Raw genomic sequence first — 18,308 nt, 5'->3', positions numbered from 1 at the left:
CTATGACCCAGCCGCGCGTGTAGAGTGGTCACCGTTGGTTCTGTACTGCATTTCATCTGCCGACCGTCACCGAAAGGCCTCCCATGAGCACACCCGATCCTCGCCCCGCCAAACGGCTCCGACGCACCAGCGCCCCGACCTCCGCCCCCGTTGCGGCCCCCGCAGCCCCTACCACCCCATCTGGCAAACCCCAGCGCCACTTCGCCATCATCGGCGCCGGCATGGCGGGCATTGCCTGTGCCCGCACCCTGGTGCAGGCCGGGCACCGCGTGACGGTGTTCGAGAAATCCTCCCAGGCCGGTGGCCGCACTGCCACCATCGACACCCCGTTTGGCAACTTTGATGCCGGGGCCCAGTATTTCACCGTGCGCGATCCGCGCTTTGCCCGCGCCATCGACACCGTGCCCGGCATATGCAAGCGCTGGAGCGCCAACTCTGTGCAGGTGCTGGACGCCGCAGGCCGCGTGGCCGCTGCAGGCCTGCCCCACCGCGAGGCGCACTGGGTGGCCAGCCCCGGCATGCAGGCCCTGGTGGGCACCTGGGCCGAGCCACTGCGCCTGGCTGGGCAGCTCCTCACCAACACCCGCGTCACGCGCATCGAACCCGACCCCCTGAACACCCCCGGCTGGCAACTGCGCACCGAAGGGCCCGGTGGCAGCCAGCATGTGTATGCCGGTTTTGACGCCGTGCTGCTGGCCCAGCCCGCCGTGCCCGCGCAGGCACTACTGGCCAGCTCGGCTGTGGACACGCCCCTGACCGACGCCCTCTCCAAGGTGGCCATTGCCCCCTGCTGGACGCTCATGCTGGCCTACCCCCAGGCCGTGCGTCCGGGCCTGACCACGCTCGGCCCGCAGTGGAACGCGGCGCGCAGCACCCACCACCGCATTGCCTGGCTGGCGCGCGAATCGTCCAAGCCCGGCCGCAATGTGGTCGAGCGCTGGACGGTGCAGGCCAGCCCCGCCTGGTCGGCCGAGCACCTCGAAGACGACGAAGCCCGCGTGCAGGCCAAGCTGCTCAAGGCCTTTGCCGAAGTCACCGGCATCCGTGCCACCCCGGCCCATGCCGACACGCGCCGCTGGCGCTATGCACAGACCACCCACCCCCTGGGCAAAACCCACCTGTGGGACACCGCCATGGGCCTGGGCGCCTGCGGCGACTGGTGCCTGGGGCACCGTGTGGAAGACGCCTTTGTGTCGGGCCTGGAGCTGGCACTCGCGGTGGCATGACGGAGAGCGCGGCCCACCGGGCCGCTCGGTACATCGGACGCTTTGCCCCCTCGCCCACCGGCCCGCTGCATGCGGGCTCGCTGGTCGCGGCCCTGGCCAGCTGGCTGGACGCGCGGGCCCACGGCGGCCATTGGCTGGTGCGCATCGAAGACGTGGACCCCCCCCGCTGTGTGCCGGGCGCCGACCAGTTCATCCTGCAGCAGCTCGCCACCTGCGGACTCGTGCCCGACGCCCCGCCCGAGTGGCAGTCTGCACGTTCTGCCCACTACCAGCGCGCGCTGGACCAGCTGGTGGCCCAGGGCCACGCCTACCCCTGCGCCTGCTCGCGCAAAGACATCGAAGACGCCCAGGCCGCCCTGGGCCATGCGCGCGAACGCCATGCCGCGCTGCCCTACCCCGGCACCTGCCGCCACGGGCTGCAGGGGCGCACCGGGCGCTCGTGGCGCTTCAATGCCACCGATTTCAAGCAAAAACAGCCCCTCCCGCCCGATGGATATGCCCTACCAGCTATCAACTCAATAGCAAACAACACTCTTCACTGGCATGACCGCCGCCTGGGCCCGCAGCAGCAGGACGTGGCCCGCAGCGTGGGCGACTTTGTGCTGCACCGGGCCGACGGGCTCTGGGCCTACCAGCTGGCCGTGGTGGTGGACGACGCAGCCCAGGGCATCACCGACGTGGTGCGCGGCGAGGACCTGGCAGACAACACCCCGCGCCAGATCCTGCTGCAGCAGGCCCTGGGCGTGCCCACGCCCCGCTACCTGCACACCCCACTAGTGCATGGCGCCAATGGCGAGAAGCTCTCCAAGCAGAACGGCGCGCGCGCGCTGGACCTCGCCGACCCGTTGCAGGCCCTCGCGCAAGCGGCCCAGGTGCTGGGCCTGCCCGCACTGGAACATCTGCACAACAATCACCTGGGGGACGCACTAACACGGTGGGTTGCGGCGTGGCGACGTCACTACAATGGCTCACCGTGATTGAACCGACCCTTGCTTCCGCCCCCGCGAGCGCAGCACCCGCTGCCGCTCCCTCCGCCCCTGGTGCAGCGCCTGCGGGCGTGACCCACCCCAAGACCATCAAGAGCTTTGTGCGCCGTGCAGGCCGCACCACCACCGGCCAGGCCAAGGCCTTTGAAGACTTTGGTCCCCGTTTTGTTCTGCCCTATGCCCCCGCCCCGCTGGACGCCACGGCCACCTTTGGCCGCAGCGCCCCGCTGGTGCTCGAAATCGGCTTTGGCATGGGCGAGGCCACGGCCCACATCGCCCGCGTGCGCCCGGACGACAACTTTTTGTGCTGCGAAGTGCACGAGCCCGGCGTAGGTGCGCTGCTCAAGCGCATCGGCGAGCAGGAGCTGACCAACATCCGCATCCTGCAGCACGACGCCGTGGAGGTCATCGACCACATGCTGCCGCACGGCGTTCTCGACGGCGTGCACATCTTCTTCCCCGACCCCTGGCACAAGAAGAAGCACAACAAGCGCCGCCTGATCCAACCCCCGCTGGTGGCCAAGCTGGCCGCCCGCCTCAAACCCGGTGGCTACCTGCATTGCGCCACCGACTGGCAACCTTACGCAGAGCAGATGCTGCAGGTGCTGAGCGCCGAGCCCCTGCTCCAGAACACCGCCGCTGGCTTTGCGCCGCAGCCCGACTACCGCCCTCTCACCAAGTTCGAGAACCGCGGCCTGCGGCTCGGACATGGGGTGTGGGACGTGGTGTTCGTGCGACGCAACCAGTAGCAGCACCAGCCACCATGCCCCGACCGGCCCGCCAAACACCGCCTATGAAACCCATCCTGCAAAACCTGGTGGAGATGACTGGCCACCGCGACCACCTGCGGCTGGAGGTGTCGGTGCTGTCCACGCTGCAAAAGCTCAGCAGCATCACCGAGGTGCGGGCCCTGGAGCTTTTTACCGATGCAGGCGTGCCCTACGTGCGCCCGCGCACCTGGGTGGACAACGGCCAGCTGGTTTCCACCGACTCGGAGGCCGCCGCAGACCCCCGCCGCGAGCCGCTGGACAACTACCCCGCGCTGCGCGGCTGCGTGGACACCCATGGCGAAAGCGCCCTGGCCTCGCCGCGCAAGGGCCGGTATGTGCTGTGGCTGCCGGTGTGGATGCATGACAAGGTCAGCACCTGCCTGGAGATCACGCAGTCGCGGCCCTTCTCGGCCCACAAGCTGGATGTGCTCATGGGTGTGTTCCAGGTCTACCAGAACTACCAGAGCCTGCTTGACTACAGCGAGCGCGATGCGCTGACCGGGCTGTTCAACCGCAAGACGTTTGACGAGCAGTTCTCGCGCCACACCATGAGCGGGCTGGCCAGCCGCACCAGCGCCGCCAACGAATCGCTGGTGGCCGACGAAAGCCCGGTAGCCAATGAACACGAGCCTGTGCAGCAATGGCTGGCTGTGGTGGACATCGACCATTTCAAGCAGGTCAACGACCGTTTCGGTCACCTGTATGGCGACGAGGTGCTGATCCTGATCGCCAACATCCTGCGCAGCTCGTTCCGCAGCCACGACCGCATCTTCCGCTTTGGCGGCGAGGAGTTTGTGGTGCTGCTGCGCTCCACCACGCTGAGCACGGCCCACAAGGTGTTCAACCGCTTCCGGCTGGCGGTGCAGGAATACAACTTTCCGCAGGTGGGCCGGGTCACTGTGAGCCTGGGTTTTGTCTGCACCACCAAGGGCTCGCCAGTCGAAATCCTCGGCCAGGCCGACCAGGCGCTTTACTACGCCAAGGAGCACGGCCGCAATCAGGTCTGCTTTTACGACGACCTGGTGGCCAACGGCCACCTTGCGGCCAAGGTTGCCAACGACGACGTCGAACTGTTCTGAAGCGGCCGGCCCCTCGCCTGCCCACAGCTGACGAAGCCCCCGCCGGGATGGATCAGGCCAGCGACGCCAGGATGGCGTCCACATCCACCACATCGCGCTGCGCAGGCGCGAGGAACTGCTCGGCATACTCGCGCCACACCCCACTGGTGAGGAAAAACCGGAACACCTCGGCATCGATGTGCCGGTCGCGCACCATGTGGGTCATGATCTTGAGCGACTCGGACAAGGTCTTGGGCGGCTTGTAGGGGCGGTCGGCCGCCGTCAGCGCCTCGAAGATGTCGGCCAGGGTCATCACCCGGTCGGCCAGGGTCAGCTCGGCGGCCTTCAGGCGCCGCGGGTAGCCCGTGCCATCCAGCTTTTCGTGGTGCGAGCCCGCAATCATCGGCACCCGCGCCAGGTGCGGTGGAAACGGCAGGCCGCTGAGCATGATGATGGTCTGCACGATGTGGTCGTTGATCTTGAAGCGATCCTCTGACGTGAGCGTGCCGCGCTGGATCGACAGGTTGTGCAGCTCGCCCAGGTGGGCCTCCTGCGGCGGCAGCACCATGTCAAAGCCCCAGCGGTTGGCGGGGTTGCCCGCCTCCACCGGCGGCTTGCGTGCCCCCCAGGGCACGATGTGCTCCGGACGGTCGGCCAGCAGGGGTTCATTGGCAGGCAGCGGGCGCGCTGGCACGTTGGCCAACCGCAGCATCTCGGCGGCCGACAAGCCCAGGCGGTCGTCAAAATGCCGCTGCCACACCTGGCGGCCAATGGCCTTGAGGCGGGCGATGTCGGCCTCGGCCATGAATTCGCCGCCCACGTTGCAGCGGGCCACAAAGGCAAAGTCCTGATGCAATTGCTCGCGCCGCTGCAACAGCTCGCGCTGCAGGCGCACCGGGTCCACCCCCGCAACCTGCTGCTTCCAGTAGTCCAGCTCGGCATCGCGCCACAGCACCTCGAAGCGCATGCGCACCTCGTGGATGCGGTTGTAGAGCGTCTCCAGCTTGGTGGCCTTGTCGATGATGTGCTCGGGGCTGGTGACCTTGCCGCAATCGTGCAGCCAGGCGCCCAGGCGGAACTCGTAGCGCTCGGCATCGGTCATGCTCACCTGGGCAAAAGGCCCCTCGTCGGCCTCACACATGCGCTGCATCAGCGACTCGGCCAGCTGCGGCACGCGCTCGCAGTGCCCGCCGGTGTAGGGGCTCTTGGCGTCGATGGCGTCGGCCAGCAGGCGGATCACGGCGTCCAGCAGCTTCTTCTGACCTTCAATCAGGTTGCGCGTTTCAATCGCCACCGACAGCGTGCCCGAGAGCTTCTCGACAAAGGCGCGGAAGTGCGCATCGTCCTGCAATGCATCGGCCACATACCGCAGCACCAGCAGCCCCAGGGGCTGCCCATCCCGCGTGCGCAGCTGCACGCGCAGCACACGCACGGGTTCGGCGTCGTCATCGTCTTCGTGCTGGTCACCTTCCTGTGCCTGGGTATGGTTGATGAAGTGCACCATCGCCAGGTGCTCGGGAAAGCGTGACTGCTGCTCAGGGTCTTCGCAGTAGCGGGCTGTGCGCAGCAGGCCCGCACGCTGGGCTTCCACCATGTAGACCGCGCCGCCCGTACAGCTGGTGGCACGCACCAGCTCGTACAGCACGCTCGACAACATCAGGTCGGTGCGCGATTCGGCGCTGATGTGGTGGGTGATGTGAAGAAACTCCTGGATGGTGTCCGACATGCGGTCCATCACCTGCCCCAGGTCACGCACTTCGCGCACGGGCGACAGCGGGCGGGCCGCCCGCCGGAAGTCGAACCGCGCCAGCGCCCGCGCCTGTGACGCCAGGCCAAACAGGCTGCGCCCCACGCGCCGCCCGGCCAGCCAGCCCACGGGCAGCATGAGCCCGATGAGCGACACCGACAGCCACACCTGGCGCCGCAGGTTCTCGTTCACATCGGCCAGCAGCGCCTGGGTGGGAATGGCCATCAGGATCTGCAGCCCCCGCCAGCGCATGGATTCGAGCGGCAGGGCACGGGTCAGCCACTCCTCGCCATCGGCCACCAGGCGCTGCGACTTTCCGCTTTGCAGCCCGGGCCCTTGCATGGCCTGCAGGCTGCTCACCCCCAGGTCGCCCAGCGTGCGCAAGCGCAGGCCAGACGTCGCGCCATCGCGCATGATCACGCGGGACATGTCCGGGTAGGCCAGCACGCGCAGGTCCTTGTCCACCACGGCAATTTCGGTGCGGGGCATCAGGCGCAGCCCGGCAATCTCGCGCCCCAGATCGGTCAGCGCCACATCCAGACCAATCACCGCCCGCCCGTCTTCGCTGGGCTGGCTCAGCGTGACGCCCACTTCCTGCGTGGTGAAGAAAACATAGGGTGCCGTCAGGATCTGGGTGTTCTTTTCAGCCGCCTCGGCATACCAGGGCCGGGTGCGCGGGTCATAGCGGTACTCGGGCCGCACGGAGGAATCAATCTGGCGCAGCGCAGCGTCGTAGTAGCTCCAGCGCCCCACCATGCCGCTCACACCCCGCTCGCGCGCCATGGACTGCACCAGAAAGGCCGTCTCGCGGGGCGCATCCAGCCGCAGGCGCATGGCTTCGTCGCGCACGGGGCGCACCAGCAAAAACTGGCCATCGGGATAGCCGATGAATACGGCCGAGAGCAGCGGGTTCTGCTCCAGCAGGCGCGCCAGCACCGGCAGGCGGCGCATACGTGCGGGCAGCGAGGTGGCCGAGGCAATGGGGTCGAACGCCAGCAGGCGGATGGCTGCATCGGCCGGGTCCACGATGCGCTGCACCCGCTCGGCCACCAGCTGGCTGATGTGCTGCGCACTGTCGTCGGACGCTGCAATGATGGCCTGGCGCGCGCTGGTGCTCACCTGGTAGACCAGCAGCGCCGTAAGCAGCAGCATGGCCGAGACCACCACGGAGGCGATCAACACCTCGAACGGCACCGTGATGCGCCGCCACCAAGGCAGGTCGGCCGCCGCGCCCTGAGTGAGCAGGGTCGGCGAGTCGTCAGGCACGGTGGGCTTGGGCGCTGGCGGGCTTTCGCGCATGGTGTCGTCCATGCGGCTGAATGTAGGGGGAAAGCCCGTCGCGCGTCATCCCCTTTTTCGCAACACCACCCAGGCAGCCAGCGCCGCCGGGGTGGCGCCGGGGATCAACCCAGCTGCTGCGTGACCCAGCCGGTCACCGAGGCCAGCGCCGCAGGCAGCTTGGAGGCATCGGTGCCGCCCGCCATCGCCATGTCGGGCTTGCCGCCGCCTTTGCCACCCACTTGCTGGGCCACAAAGTTGACCAGTTCTCCGGCCTTGAGCTTGCCCACGCTGTCGGCCGTGACGCCGGCAGCGATCTGCACCTTGTCGCCATCCACGGCAGCCAGCACGATGGCAGCGGTCTTGAGCTTGTCCTTGAGCTTGTCCATGGTGTCGCGCAGGGTCTTGGCGTCTGCGCCGGGCAGCGCGGCGGCCAGAACCTTGAGGCCCTTCACCTCCACGGCCTGGTTCACCAGCTCGTCGCCCTGGCTGGAGGCCAGCTTGCCCTTCAAGGCCGCCACTTCCTTTTCCAGAGCGCGGGCGTTGTCCAGCGCCTGGCTGATGCGACCGTTGAGTTCGGCCACGGGCGCCTTGAGGGTGCTGGCGGCCTGGTTCACTGTGTCTTCCAGGTTCTGCAGATAGGCCAGCGCGTTGGCGCCCGTAACGGCCTCGATGCGGCGGATGCCCGCAGCCACGCCGCCCTCACCCACCACCTTGAACAGGCCGATGTCGCCCGTGCGCTGCACGTGGGTGCCGCCGCACAGTTCGCGGCTGGTACCGATGTCGAGCACGCGCACGGTTTCGCCGTACTTCTCGCCAAACAGCATCATGGCGCCGGTCTTCTGGGCGGACTCGATGTCCATCACACGGGCCTGCGTGGGCTGATTGGCCAGAATTTCTTCGTTGACCCGGCGCTCGATCTCGCGGATCTCTGCGGCCGCGACTGCACCGTTGTGCGTGAAGTCGAAACGCGTGCGGTCAGCATTGACCAGGCTGCCCTTTTGCTGCACGTGGCTGCCCAGCACTTCGCGCAGCGCCTTGTGCATGATGTGCGTGACCGAGTGGTTGCGCATGGTGGCGGCACGCACTGCCGTGTTCACCTGGGCCTGCACCGTGTCGCCCACGTTCAGCGTGCCCTCTTCCAGCGTGCCGTGGTGGCCGTACACATCGGCCTTGATCTTGAGCGTGTCGCCCACCGCAAAGCGGGCCGAACCACTGGTGATGGTGCCTTCGTCACCCACCTGACCGCCGCTTTCGGCGTAGAACGGGGTGGTGTCGAGCACCAGCACTCCGTTTTGACCGGCTTTCAGTGCCGCTACGCTCGTCCCATCTACATAGATTGCTACGATTTTTGCAGTCTCAGCCAGGTGCTCGTAGCCGGTGAACTGGTTGGCCACGCCGGTGTACTCCAGCGCCTTGTCCATCTTGAACTTGCCAGCGGCGCGGGCCTGGGCCTTTTGCTTCTCCATGGCGGTCTTGAAACCAGCCTCGTCCACTTCCACGTCGCGCTCACGGCACACGTCGTTGGTCAGGTCGAGCGGGAAGCCGTAGGTGTCGTGCAGCTTGAAGGCCACATCGCCGGGCAGCACCTTGGCGCCGCCTTCCAGCGCGGCATCCAGAATTTCCATACCGTTGGCCAGCGTTTCAAAGAAGCGCTCTTCCTCGGTCTTGAGCACATCGGTGATGCGCTGCTCCTGCTCGCGGATGGAGGGATAGGCGTCACCCATCACACGCACCAGGTCGGCCACCAGCTTGTGGAAGAACGGCGTCTTCTTGCCCAGCTTGTAGCCGTGGCGGATGGCGCGGCGCACGATGCGGCGCTGCACATAGCCCCGGCCTTCGTTGCTGGGGATCACGCCGTCGCTCACCAGGAAGGCGGTGGCGCGGATGTGGTCGGCAATCACGCGCAGGCTCTTGTTGTTGAGGTCGGTCACACCGGTCTCGCGCGCGGCAGCCTTGATCAACGTGTCAAACAGGTCGATCTCGTAGTTGCTGTGCACATGCTGCAGGATGGCGGCCAGACGCTCCAGGCCCATGCCGGTGTCCACGCAGGGTGCGGGCAGCGGCGTGACCGAGCCGTCTTCGGCCATGTCGAACTGCATGAACACGTTGTTCCAGATCTCGATGAAACGGTCGCCGTCTTCATCGGGGCTGCCAGGAGGGCCGCCAGCAATGTGCGGACCGTGGTCGTAGAAGATTTCGCTGCAGGGGCCGCAGGGGCCGGTGTCAGCCATCATCCAGAAGTTGTCGGACTTGTAGCGGCCACCCTTGTTGTCGCCGATACGGATCACGCGCTCGGGCGGCAGGCCGATTTCCTTGGTCCAGATGTCGTAGGCCTCGTCATCTTCCAGGTACACGGTGGCCAGCAGGCGCTCGGGCGGCAGCTTGTAGACCGTGGTGAGCAGTTCCCACGCCCATTTGAGCGATTCGCGCTTGAAGTAGTCGCCAAACGACCAGTTGCCCAGCATTTCAAAGAAGGTGTGGTGGCGCGCGGTGTAGCCCACGTTTTCCAGGTCGTTGTGCTTGCCACCGGCACGCAGGCAGGCCTGCACGGACACGGCCCGGTTGTAAGGGCGCTTGTCGGTGCCCAGGAACACGTCCTTGAACTGCACCATGCCCGAATTGGTGAACATCAGCGTGGGGTCGTTGCCCGGCACCAGGGGGCTCGATGCCACAACGGTGTGGCCCTTGGAGACGAAGAAGTCCAGGAAGGACTTGCGGATGTCGGCGACAGAAAAAGTGGGTGTGCTGCTCATGGTGTGGTGGAGTGGTTTCACACGGTGGGGCGCCGTGCAGGCCGATGCCTGCGGACGGCCCAGCGGGACCAACCTTTCATTATAGGTTTGGCGCCTCGCAGCCCGTGGCTGGGGAGCGACACCGCCTGGCTTACGGCCTGTGCCCGCCCCCACCCCATCCGCCCCACTCGCGGATGCCTGCCGTCAGGCATGGCCCGCACGCACTTTGCAAAAAGATGAAAACGCCCACTGCATTTCAAATATTTCTTTAATATATTTACAACATACTGAAGTTCATCACCCACCCCGGAGCACGTTCCCATGAATCCCCAACCCCGCTGGCAAGGCATCTTCCCCGCCATCACCACCAAGTTCCACGCTGACGAGTCGATCGATGCCGAAGGCACGGCCCGCCACATCGACTTCCAGATCCGCAACGGCATCCACGGCCTGGTCACCTGCGGCTCGCTGGGCGAAGCCAGCACCCTGAGCCTGGAAGAAAAGCTCCAGGTAGCAAAGATCGCCCTCGAAGCCGCCGACGGCCGCGTGCCCGTGCTGGCCAATGTGTCCGAAACCAGCACCCGCGAAGCGCTGCGCTACATCGACGGTGCCAACAAGCTCGGCGTGGCGGGCTACATGGTCATGCCCTCGGTGATTTACGTAGCCGATGCGCGCGAGGCCATGGCCAATGTGCGCGCCATGGCCGCAGCCGCCCAGCGCCCGCTGATGGTCTACAACAACCCCGTCGCCTATCGCGTGGACCTGAAGCCCGAGCACATGCTGGAGCTGGCCGATTGCGAATGGATCGCCGCCATCAAGGAAAGCACAGGCGACATCCGCCGCATCACCGACCTGCGCAACACCGTGGGCAACCGCTACCAGCTCTTCCTGGGCGTGGACGACCTGGCCTACGAAGGTCTGGCGCTGGGCTGCGACGGCCTGCTGGCGGGCGTGGGCTGCGCCTTCCCGCGCGAAACGGTTGCGTTGTATGACCTGATGAAGGCCGGAAAATTTGCCGAAGCGCTGCCGCTGTACCAGTGGATGACGCCGATGCTGCACCTGGATGTGTCGAACAAGCTGGTGCAGAACCTCAAGCTGATCGACGTGCTCGTGGGCGTAGGCACCGAGCACATGCGCCGCCCCCGTCTGCCGCTGGTGGGCGAAGAGCGCGCATTTGTCGAGCGTGTGGTCCGCCAGGCGCTCGAAACCCGCCCGACCCAGTACCAGTCCGTCGCCTGACACGCCCCGCCATTTCCGTCACCGGGCCGGACGAGACACCGGCCCTTTCCATCACGCACACACAAGAGGTTTTCCATGACACGTGCATCTTTCGGATTTCGGACGCTCACGCCCGCTGCCATTGCGGCCCTACTTCTGGCGGGCCACGCCCACCAGGCCAGCGCGCAAGAGCAGGTCATCAAGATCGGCCACAGCGGCCCGCTCTCGGGCCCCAACGCCTTCGCGGGCAAGGACAACGAGAACGGCGTGCGCCTGGCCGTCGAGGAACTCAACGCGAAAAAGATCGTGGTCGAGGGCAAGACGCTGAAATTCGAACTCGTGTCGGAAGACGACCAATGTGATGCGCGCACTGGCGTGAGCGTGGCCCAGAAACTGGTGGACAGCGGCGTGAAGTTCGTCATGGGGCCTTATTGCTCGGGCGTGGCCATCCCCGCGTCCCGGGTCTACAACGACGGCGGCGCCATGGTGTCCACCGTGGGCACCAACCCCAAGGTGACGGAAGGCGGCTACAAGAACCTGTTCCGCATCATCGCCAGCGACACGCAGATTGGCTCCAACATGGCCGTGTATGCCGCGCAGGTGCTCAAGGTCAAACAGGTGGCCGTGATCGACGACCGCACCGCCTTCGGCCAGGGCGTGGCCGACCAGTTCACCAAGGAGGCCAAGAAGCAGGGCCTCACGGTGGTGGGCCAGGAGTTCACCACCGACAAGTCCACGGACTTCCTCTCCATCCTCACCAGCCTCAAGGCCAAGCAGCCGCAGGCCATCTTCTTTGGCGGCTATGCGCCCCAGGCCGCGCCCATGGCACGGCAGATGAAGCAACTCGGCCTTACCGCCAAGCTGCTGGGCGGCGACACCCTGTGCAGCCCCGAGGTAGGGAAGCTCGGCGGCGAGGCCGTGAACGACACTGTGTTCTGCGCCCAGGGCGGCACCATGCTCGACAAGGTGGCCAACGGCCCGGCCTTCAAGGCCAAGTACAAGGCGCGCTTCAAGCTGGATGCCGACGCGTATGCCGCCTCCTACTACGATCAGGTGATGTTCATGGCCGACGCGATGCAAAAGGCCAACTCCACCCAGCCCGCCAAGGTGGGCGCACAGATGCTCCAATCCAGCCACCAGGGCGTGGCGGGCACCTACGCCTACGATGACAAGGGCAACCTCAAGCAGGCGCCCATCACGGTGCTGACCTTCCGCAACGCTGCGCCCGTGCCCCTCGCAAGTTACTGACCCCGTTCTCAGCCCTTACCCCTGAAACAACTCCATGAAACGCATCCAGATCCTTGACTCCCACACCGGCGGCGAGCCGACCCGGCTTGTCATTGGCGGTTTTCCGGACCTGGGCACTGGCACCATGGCCGAGCGGCGCGAGCGCCTGGCGCGCGAGCACGATGCCTGGCGCGCCGCTACCGTGCTGGAGCCGCGCGGTAGCGACGTGGTGGTGGGCGGGCTGCTCTGCGCACCGCAAGACCCTGCCAACGCGGCAGGCGTGATCTTCTTCAACAACAGCGGTTACCTGGGCATGTGTGGCCACGGCACGATTGGCCTGGTCGCATCGCTGGCCTACATGGGCCGCATCCAGCCTGGCGAACACCGCATCGAAACGCCCGTGGGCACGGTCACCACGACACTGCACACCGATGGATCAGTCAGCGTGCGCAATGTGCCCGCCTATCGCCTGCACCACCAGCTGGCGGTGGATGTGCCCGGCTACGGGCGCGTAGTGGGTGATGTGGCCTGGGGCGGCAACTGGTTCTTTTTGATCTCGGACCACGGCCAGCGCGTGGCCAGCGACAACCTGGAGGCCCTGATGCACTACAGCTGCGCCGTGCAGCAGGCCCTGAAGGACCAGGGCATTCGCGGCGACAACGGTGGCGAGATCGACCACATCGAACTCTTTGCGGACGACGACAATGCCGACAGCCGCAACTACGTACTGTGCCCCGGCAAGGCCTACGACCGCTCCCCCTGCGGCACCGGCACCAGCGCCAAGATTGCCTGCCTGGCCGCCGATGGCAAGCTGGCACCCGGTGCCATCTGGCGCCAGGCCAGCATCATTGGCAGCCAGTTCGAGGCCAGCTACACGCTGCAGGACGATGGCAAGCTGGTCCCCACGCTGCGTGGCCGCGCCTACATGAGCGCAGAAGCAACCTTGCTGATCGACGACGCAGACCCCTTCGGCTGGGGCATCCGGCTGTAAAGCGCCTCTTTCCATCCCCACAGGCCCCATGCAAACCACCGATGTCCTTGTGATTGGCGCTGGCATCGTCGGCGCGGCCTGTGCCCATGCGCTCGTGCAGGCCGGGCTGTCGGTGCGAATCATCGATGCGCGCCTGGGCGGTGCCACGGCGGCGGGCATGGGCCATCTGGTGGTGATGGATGACAACCCGGCTGAGCTGGCACTCAGCAAATCGTCGCTGGACCTCTGGCACGCCTGGGCACCGCAGATGGATGCGGGCTGCGCCTTCACCGTCTGCGGCACGCTGTGGATCGCAGCCAATGAAGAAGAACTGCAGGCCGCACACGCCAAGCGTTCCACCTTGCAAGCACAAGGCGTGATTTGCGAGATGCTGGATGCCACCGCCCTCGCCCGCGCAGAACCCGCGCTGCGCCCCGGCCTGGCGGGCGCGCTGAAGGTGAATGGCGATAGCGTGGTTTATGCCCCGCGTGCCGCCCAGTGGTTGGTGGCCCAGGCCGCAGCGCATGGAACCGTGGTGGTCGAACAGGCCGAAGCCACGCAGATCGACGGCCACACCGTCACCTTGCGCGATGGCAGCCAGCGCAGCGCGGGCGCCATCGTGCTGACCAGCGGCATCCAGGCCCCGCAGCTGTGCCCCGGCCTACCGCTGCGCCCCAAAAAGGGCCACCTCGTCATCACCGACCGTTACCCGGGCACCGTGCACCACCAATTGGTGGAACTGGGCTACATCACCAGCGCCCACCACAGCGATGGCACCTCGGTGGCCTTCAATGTGCAGCCCCGGCCCACGGGGCAGTTGTTGATCGGCTCGTCGCGCGAGTTCGACACCACCGACGCGGCCGTCAACCACGCCGTGCTGGCGCGCATGCTCCAACGCGCACTGATGTACCTGCCCGGCCTGGCGGACCTGAACGCGATCCGCACCTGGACAGGGTTTCGCGCCGCCACGCCCGACAGTCTGCCCATCATCGGCCCGCACCCCGAGCGCCCCCACCTGTGGCTGGCGGTAGGACATGAAGGGTTGGGCGTGACCACGGCACCCGCCACCGCACAACTGCTGGCGGCACAGATCACCGGAAGCACGCCGCCCATCGACCCCAGGCCCTACGCGGCGCAACGTTTTGATTTGCGGGGTGCTGCATGACGCGCCCGGCAACCACCACCGTGCAGATCGTCGTGAACGGAGTCCCCCGGCAAGTGCCAGCGGGCACCAGCGTGGCCGCCGCGCTGGCGCAACAACCGCCGGGCACCACCCGCACCTCCGTCACCGGCCATGCGCGCGCACCGCTGTGTGGCATGGGCGTGTGCCACGAATGCCGCGTACGCATCCACGGCCGCATCCGCCTGGCCTGCCAGACGGTGTGCGCCGACGGCATGGCCATCGACACCGATGCAGGTATGGCCCCCGGGAGCGCTACGCCATGCCCATGAATCGCCCCACCCCCATGCACGAACGCTGCGACATCCTCATCATCGGCGCAGGCCCGGCGGGCATGGCCGCAGCCCTGGCCGCCGCACCCAGCGGTGCAGTCATCACCGTCGTGGACGACAACCCCCAGCCCGGCGGACAGATCTGGCGCGATGGCCCACAGGTGGCCCTGCCGCCGCTGGCGCAGCAGCACCGCGCGGCCCTGGCCAAGCACGCCAACATCCGCGTGCTGACCGGCACCCGGGTGGTGGGCCTGGGCGCACGCCAGCCCACCGACAAGGCCCCCACCCTGCTGCTGGAAGACGCCGACCGGGGATGGACCCAGCACAGCCACCGCATCATCCTGTGCACCGGCGCACGCGAGCTGCTGCTGCCCTTCCCCGGCTGGACCTTGCCCGGCGTGACGGGCGCGGGTGCACTGCAGGCCCTCATCAAGGCGGGGCTGGATGTGCGCGGCCAGCGCATCGTGATTGCTGGCACCGGCCCGCTGCTGCTGGCGGCCGCCGCCACCGCCACGCAAGCGGGCGCCACCGTAGTGCGCATTGCCGAGCAGGCCTCCTGGGCCGCACTGGCGGGCTTTGCGGCGCAGCTGCCGCGCTGGCCTGCCAAGGCGCTGCAGGCCCTCACGCTGCTGAATACTGGTTTGCGTGCCAACACCCATGTGCTGGAGGCACAAGGCACCACCCAGGTGCAGTCCGTGCGGCTGCGCAAGGGCACGCACGCAGAAGAAACCATCGCCTGCGACCGCATCGCCTGCGGCTTTGGTCTGGTGCCCAACACCCAGCTGGGCCGGCTACTTGGTTGTGCGCTGGGCGGACCACTGAGTGATGGCCTGGGCCTGGTGGTGGACGCGCAGATGCGCACCTCGGTGGCAGGTGTGTTGGCTGCAGGGGAAAGCACGGGCTTTGGCGGCAGTGAGCGGGCCCTGGTGCAAGGCGCGATCGCGGGCCATATCGCGGCAGGCCACGTGCAACAGGCACATGCAATGCGCACGCAACTCGCGCGCTGGGAAGATTTTGCCCAGGCGCTGCAGACCTCGTTTGTGCTGAACGAACAGCTCAAGGCCCTACCCCGCCCCGACACCCTGGTGTGCCGCTGCGAAGACGTGGCCTATGCCGATCTGGCCCCGCGCCAGGGGTGGATCGACGCCAAGCTGCACACCCGCTGTGGCATGGGCGCCTGCCAGGGCCGTGTTTGCGGCGCGGCCACGCAGCACCTGTTTGGCTGGACACCTGCCGCGCCCCGGCATCTGCTGGCGCCTGCGCGCATCGCCACGCTGGCAGCCAGCGACAAGCCCACGCTCGAAGCCGCTGGCGCGCCGCCTGCCTGACGAGCGCACCACGCACGGGATCACCAGGCACAGCACGCAGGCACCTATCTTGCTTATAAATATATCAACCGGATATTAAAAACTGCACATCGCCCCATGCCCTCATCCCACAGCCCCACCCCACCGCTTGCTGCCACGCCGCGTACCCCTGTTCGCTGGGTGCTGGCGCTGTCCTCGCACATCCTGCGCGTCGAGCGATATGTACTCACCGGCCTCATGACGCTGCTGGTGCTGCTCATCCTGTTCAACGTCGGCACACGCTACTCAGGCATGCCCATCTACTGGGTGGACGAAGCAGCGGTCTACACCGTGGTATGGCTGACTTTTGTGGGGGCCTCGGTGATGACGCGGCTGCGCATGGACTTTGCCGTGGGCCTGCTCACCGACCACCTGGGCCCGCGCAGCGTCCGAGCCGCCAAGGTGGTGGCCATGTTGGGTGTGCTGGTCTTTGGAGTAGCCATGCTGGTGATGTGCTGGGTGTGGATGGACCCGGTGGGCATTGCGCGCCATGGCTTTGATGCCAAGGAGTTTGCGGCCGAACGCTTCAACTTTTTGTACACCGAGCGCACGCAGACGCTGAACTGGCCCACCTGGGTGCTGCAGCTCATCCTGCCGCTGTTTTCAGCCACCTTCACCGTGCATGCGCTGGCCAACCTGCTCGAAGACCTGGGCGCCGCTGAACGCGTGCAGCACCCGGGCTTCGACGTGGTCAACGCCGACGCCGTGAACTGACCTCCGAGGCCCCCATGCTCACCACCCTTTTCTTCCTCGCCGTGCTGATGGTGGGCGTGCCCATCGGGGTATGCCTGTGCCTGGCAGGCATCGTGTACATCCTCAGCATCAACAGCCCGGTGTTGTTCCAGTCCTTCCCCGTGCAGATGTTCGGCGGGGTGGACAGCTACGGCCTCATCGCCATCCCGCTGTTCATCCTGATCGGCGAGATCATGAACAGCGGCGGCATCACGCGCCGCCTGGTGGACCTGGCCATGGCCTTCATCGGCTCGGTCAAGGGGGGGCTCGCCTACGTCAACATCCTCGCCAACATGCTGGTGTCGTCCATCATCGGCTCGGCCACCGCGCAGGTGGCCATCATGTCGCAGGTGATGGTGCCCGAGATGGAGAAGCAGGGCTACGACAAGACCTTTGCCGCCGGGCTCACGGTGTACGGCGGCATGCTCGGCCCCATCATCCCGCCCTCGGTGATGTTTGTGGTGTTCAGCGTGCTGGCCCAGGTGGCCGTGGGCGACATGCTGATTGCGGGCATTCTGCCCGGCGTCCTGCTCACGCTGCTGTTCTTTGTCGTGATCGCGCTCATGGGGTTTGTCTACGACTACCCCCGCAGCGAAAAGCGCACGCTGGCCCAGCGCGCGCGCACCGCCGCGCAGGCCAGCCCCACGCTGCTGATCCCGATTGTCATCGTGGGCTCCATCCTGAGCGGCATTGCCAACCCCACCGAATCGGCCGCCGTGGGCGCCGTGGCCTCGGCCCTGGTGGGGCGGTTTGTCACCAAGGAGTTCCGCTTCAACGCGCTGCCGCGCATCCTGCTGCGCTCGGCCATCTACTCGGCCGTGGTGCTGTTCCTGGTGGCAGCAGCGGCCGTGTTCTCGTGGCTGCTGATCTACGGCAAGGTGCCGCAGATGGTGGCCGCCTGGGTGCAGACCGTGGCGCACGACCCGGTCACCTTCCTGCTGTTGGCAAATGTGATCCTGCTGGTGATCGGCACCGTCATCGACGGCATCCCCGGGCTCATCATGACCGTGCCCATCCTGCTGCCCATTGCCACCGAGGTTTATCACATCGACCCGCGCCACTTCGGCGTGGTGGTGGTCATCAACCTGGTGCTGGGCCTGATGTCGCCGCCCGTGGGCCTGAGCTTCTTTGTGGCATCGGCCGTTACCGGCGCCAAGCCCGGAAAGATGTTCATCGTCACCCTCCCGTTTTTCATCATCAGCTGTGTGGCGCTGGTGATGTTGTCGCTGTTCCCCTGCCTGTCGCTCGGCCTGCTCAAGTAGCAGGGCATGCCGTACGACAGATCCGTCCCCCTCCCAACGTTCTTTCACTCACGGAGTTCATCATGACGACCCAGCCCGCCCGCCCAGTCTCCCGTCGCCACTTCATCCAGCGCCACGCCGTGGCCGCAGCCGCCGTCACGGGGCTGGGCTTTCCGGCCCTGGCGCGGGCTGCCGACGCCAAGGAGTTCCGCCTGGGCCTGATCACGCCCGCAGGCCATTCGTGGAACCGCGCTGCGCTGCAGTTTGGCGAGGCGCTGAAGAAGGAAACCGATGGCCGCCTGAGCGTCACGGTCTTCCACTC

At 66.6% G+C, this 18,308-nt stretch carries 15 protein-coding genes; 13 read left to right on the top strand and 2 right to left on the bottom strand.

What is annotated here, in order from left to right; genetic code table 11:
• Positions 1-83 precede the first annotated feature (83 nt).
• The 4 genes from AC07Z7_RS15040 to AC07Z7_RS15025 are packed head-to-tail and all read left to right on the top strand — an operon-like array spanning position 84 to position 4,061.
• Positions 84-1,226, top strand: a complete 1,143-nt coding sequence (locus AC07Z7_RS15040) for an NAD(P)/FAD-dependent oxidoreductase (protein WP_494766721.1) — start codon at positions 84-86, stop codon at positions 1,224-1,226.
• Entirely contained in the window at positions 1,223-2,203 is a 981-nt protein-coding gene (gene gluQRS / locus AC07Z7_RS15035; RefSeq protein ID WP_494766720.1) for a tRNA glutamyl-Q(34) synthetase GluQRS, read from the top strand. The genes AC07Z7_RS15040 and gluQRS overlap by 4 nt, the downstream gene beginning before the upstream one ends.
• Complete coding sequence (gene trmB / locus AC07Z7_RS15030) at positions 2,200-2,961, top strand: tRNA (guanosine(46)-N7)-methyltransferase TrmB (protein ID WP_494766719.1); 762 nt, start codon at positions 2,200-2,202, stop codon at positions 2,959-2,961. The genes gluQRS and trmB overlap by 4 nt, the downstream gene beginning before the upstream one ends.
• A gap of 44 nt (positions 2,962-3,005) precedes the next feature.
• A complete protein-coding gene (locus tag AC07Z7_RS15025) occupies positions 3,006-4,061 on the top strand; it encodes a GGDEF domain-containing protein (RefSeq protein ID WP_094290691.1) in 1,056 nt (351 codons plus the stop codon).
• Between the two features lie 52 nt (positions 4,062-4,113).
• On the opposite strand, the gene AC07Z7_RS15020 is transcribed toward AC07Z7_RS15025, so the two are convergent.
• Both AC07Z7_RS15020 and alaS read right to left on the bottom strand, forming a co-directional pair.
• The gene (locus tag AC07Z7_RS15020) at positions 4,114-7,098 is read right to left on the bottom strand and encodes an HD domain-containing phosphohydrolase (RefSeq protein ID WP_494766718.1); all 2,985 of its coding nucleotides are present in this window, start codon (positions 7,096-7,098) and stop codon (positions 4,114-4,116) included.
• A gap of 92 nt (positions 7,099-7,190) precedes the next feature.
• Entirely contained in the window at positions 7,191-9,821 is a 2,631-nt protein-coding gene (gene alaS / locus AC07Z7_RS15015; protein ID WP_494766717.1) for an alanine--tRNA ligase, read from the bottom strand.
• Positions 9,822-10,121: 300 nt separating this feature from the next.
• Between alaS and AC07Z7_RS15010 the strand changes: the two genes are divergently transcribed.
• From AC07Z7_RS15010 to AC07Z7_RS14970, 9 genes are all read left to right on the top strand, one after another.
• The gene (locus AC07Z7_RS15010) at positions 10,122-11,039 is read left to right on the top strand and encodes a dihydrodipicolinate synthase family protein (RefSeq protein WP_494766716.1); all 918 of its coding nucleotides are present in this window, start codon (positions 10,122-10,124) and stop codon (positions 11,037-11,039) included.
• A 75-nt stretch (positions 11,040-11,114) separates the two neighbouring features.
• Positions 11,115-12,266: a branched-chain amino acid ABC transporter substrate-binding protein gene (locus tag AC07Z7_RS15005; protein ID WP_094290688.1), complete on the top strand. Its 1,152-nt coding sequence runs from the start codon at positions 11,115-11,117 to the stop codon at positions 12,264-12,266.
• A gap of 34 nt (positions 12,267-12,300) precedes the next feature.
• Entirely contained in the window at positions 12,301-13,236 is a 936-nt protein-coding gene (locus AC07Z7_RS15000) for a 4-hydroxyproline epimerase (RefSeq protein ID WP_494766715.1), read from the top strand.
• A 28-nt stretch (positions 13,237-13,264) separates the two neighbouring features.
• Entirely contained in the window at positions 13,265-14,380 is a 1,116-nt protein-coding gene (locus AC07Z7_RS14995; protein WP_494766714.1) for an NAD(P)/FAD-dependent oxidoreductase, read from the top strand.
• Positions 14,377-14,667 (top strand): 2Fe-2S iron-sulfur cluster-binding protein, encoded by a 291-nt coding sequence (locus AC07Z7_RS14990; protein ID WP_494766713.1) that lies wholly within the window; start codon positions 14,377-14,379, stop codon positions 14,665-14,667. Before AC07Z7_RS14995 ends, AC07Z7_RS14990 begins: the two co-directional genes overlap by 4 nt.
• Positions 14,664-15,995 carry an FAD-dependent oxidoreductase gene (locus AC07Z7_RS14985; RefSeq protein ID WP_494766753.1) on the top strand — a complete coding sequence of 444 codons (1,332 nt, stop codon included), beginning with the start codon at positions 14,664-14,666 and terminating at the stop codon, positions 15,993-15,995. The genes AC07Z7_RS14990 and AC07Z7_RS14985 overlap by 4 nt, the downstream gene beginning before the upstream one ends.
• Before the next feature lie 96 nt (positions 15,996-16,091).
• Positions 16,092-16,727 carry a TRAP transporter small permease gene (locus AC07Z7_RS14980; protein WP_494766712.1) on the top strand — a complete coding sequence of 212 codons (636 nt, stop codon included), beginning with the start codon at positions 16,092-16,094 and terminating at the stop codon, positions 16,725-16,727.
• 14 nt (positions 16,728-16,741) lie between these two features.
• Positions 16,742-18,007 carry a TRAP transporter large permease gene (locus AC07Z7_RS14975; protein ID WP_494766711.1) on the top strand — a complete coding sequence of 422 codons (1,266 nt, stop codon included), beginning with the start codon at positions 16,742-16,744 and terminating at the stop codon, positions 18,005-18,007.
• A 62-nt stretch (positions 18,008-18,069) separates the two neighbouring features.
• On the top strand, positions 18,070-18,308 hold a 239-nt coding region (locus AC07Z7_RS14970; protein WP_494766710.1), incomplete at its 3' end, for a twin-arginine translocation signal domain-containing protein.

It is taken from the genome of Acidovorax sp. GW101-11A03, from assembly GCF_059424825.1.
The sequence above is the reverse complement of the archived record's forward strand: the minus strand, read 5'-3'. Positions and strand labels throughout refer to the sequence as shown.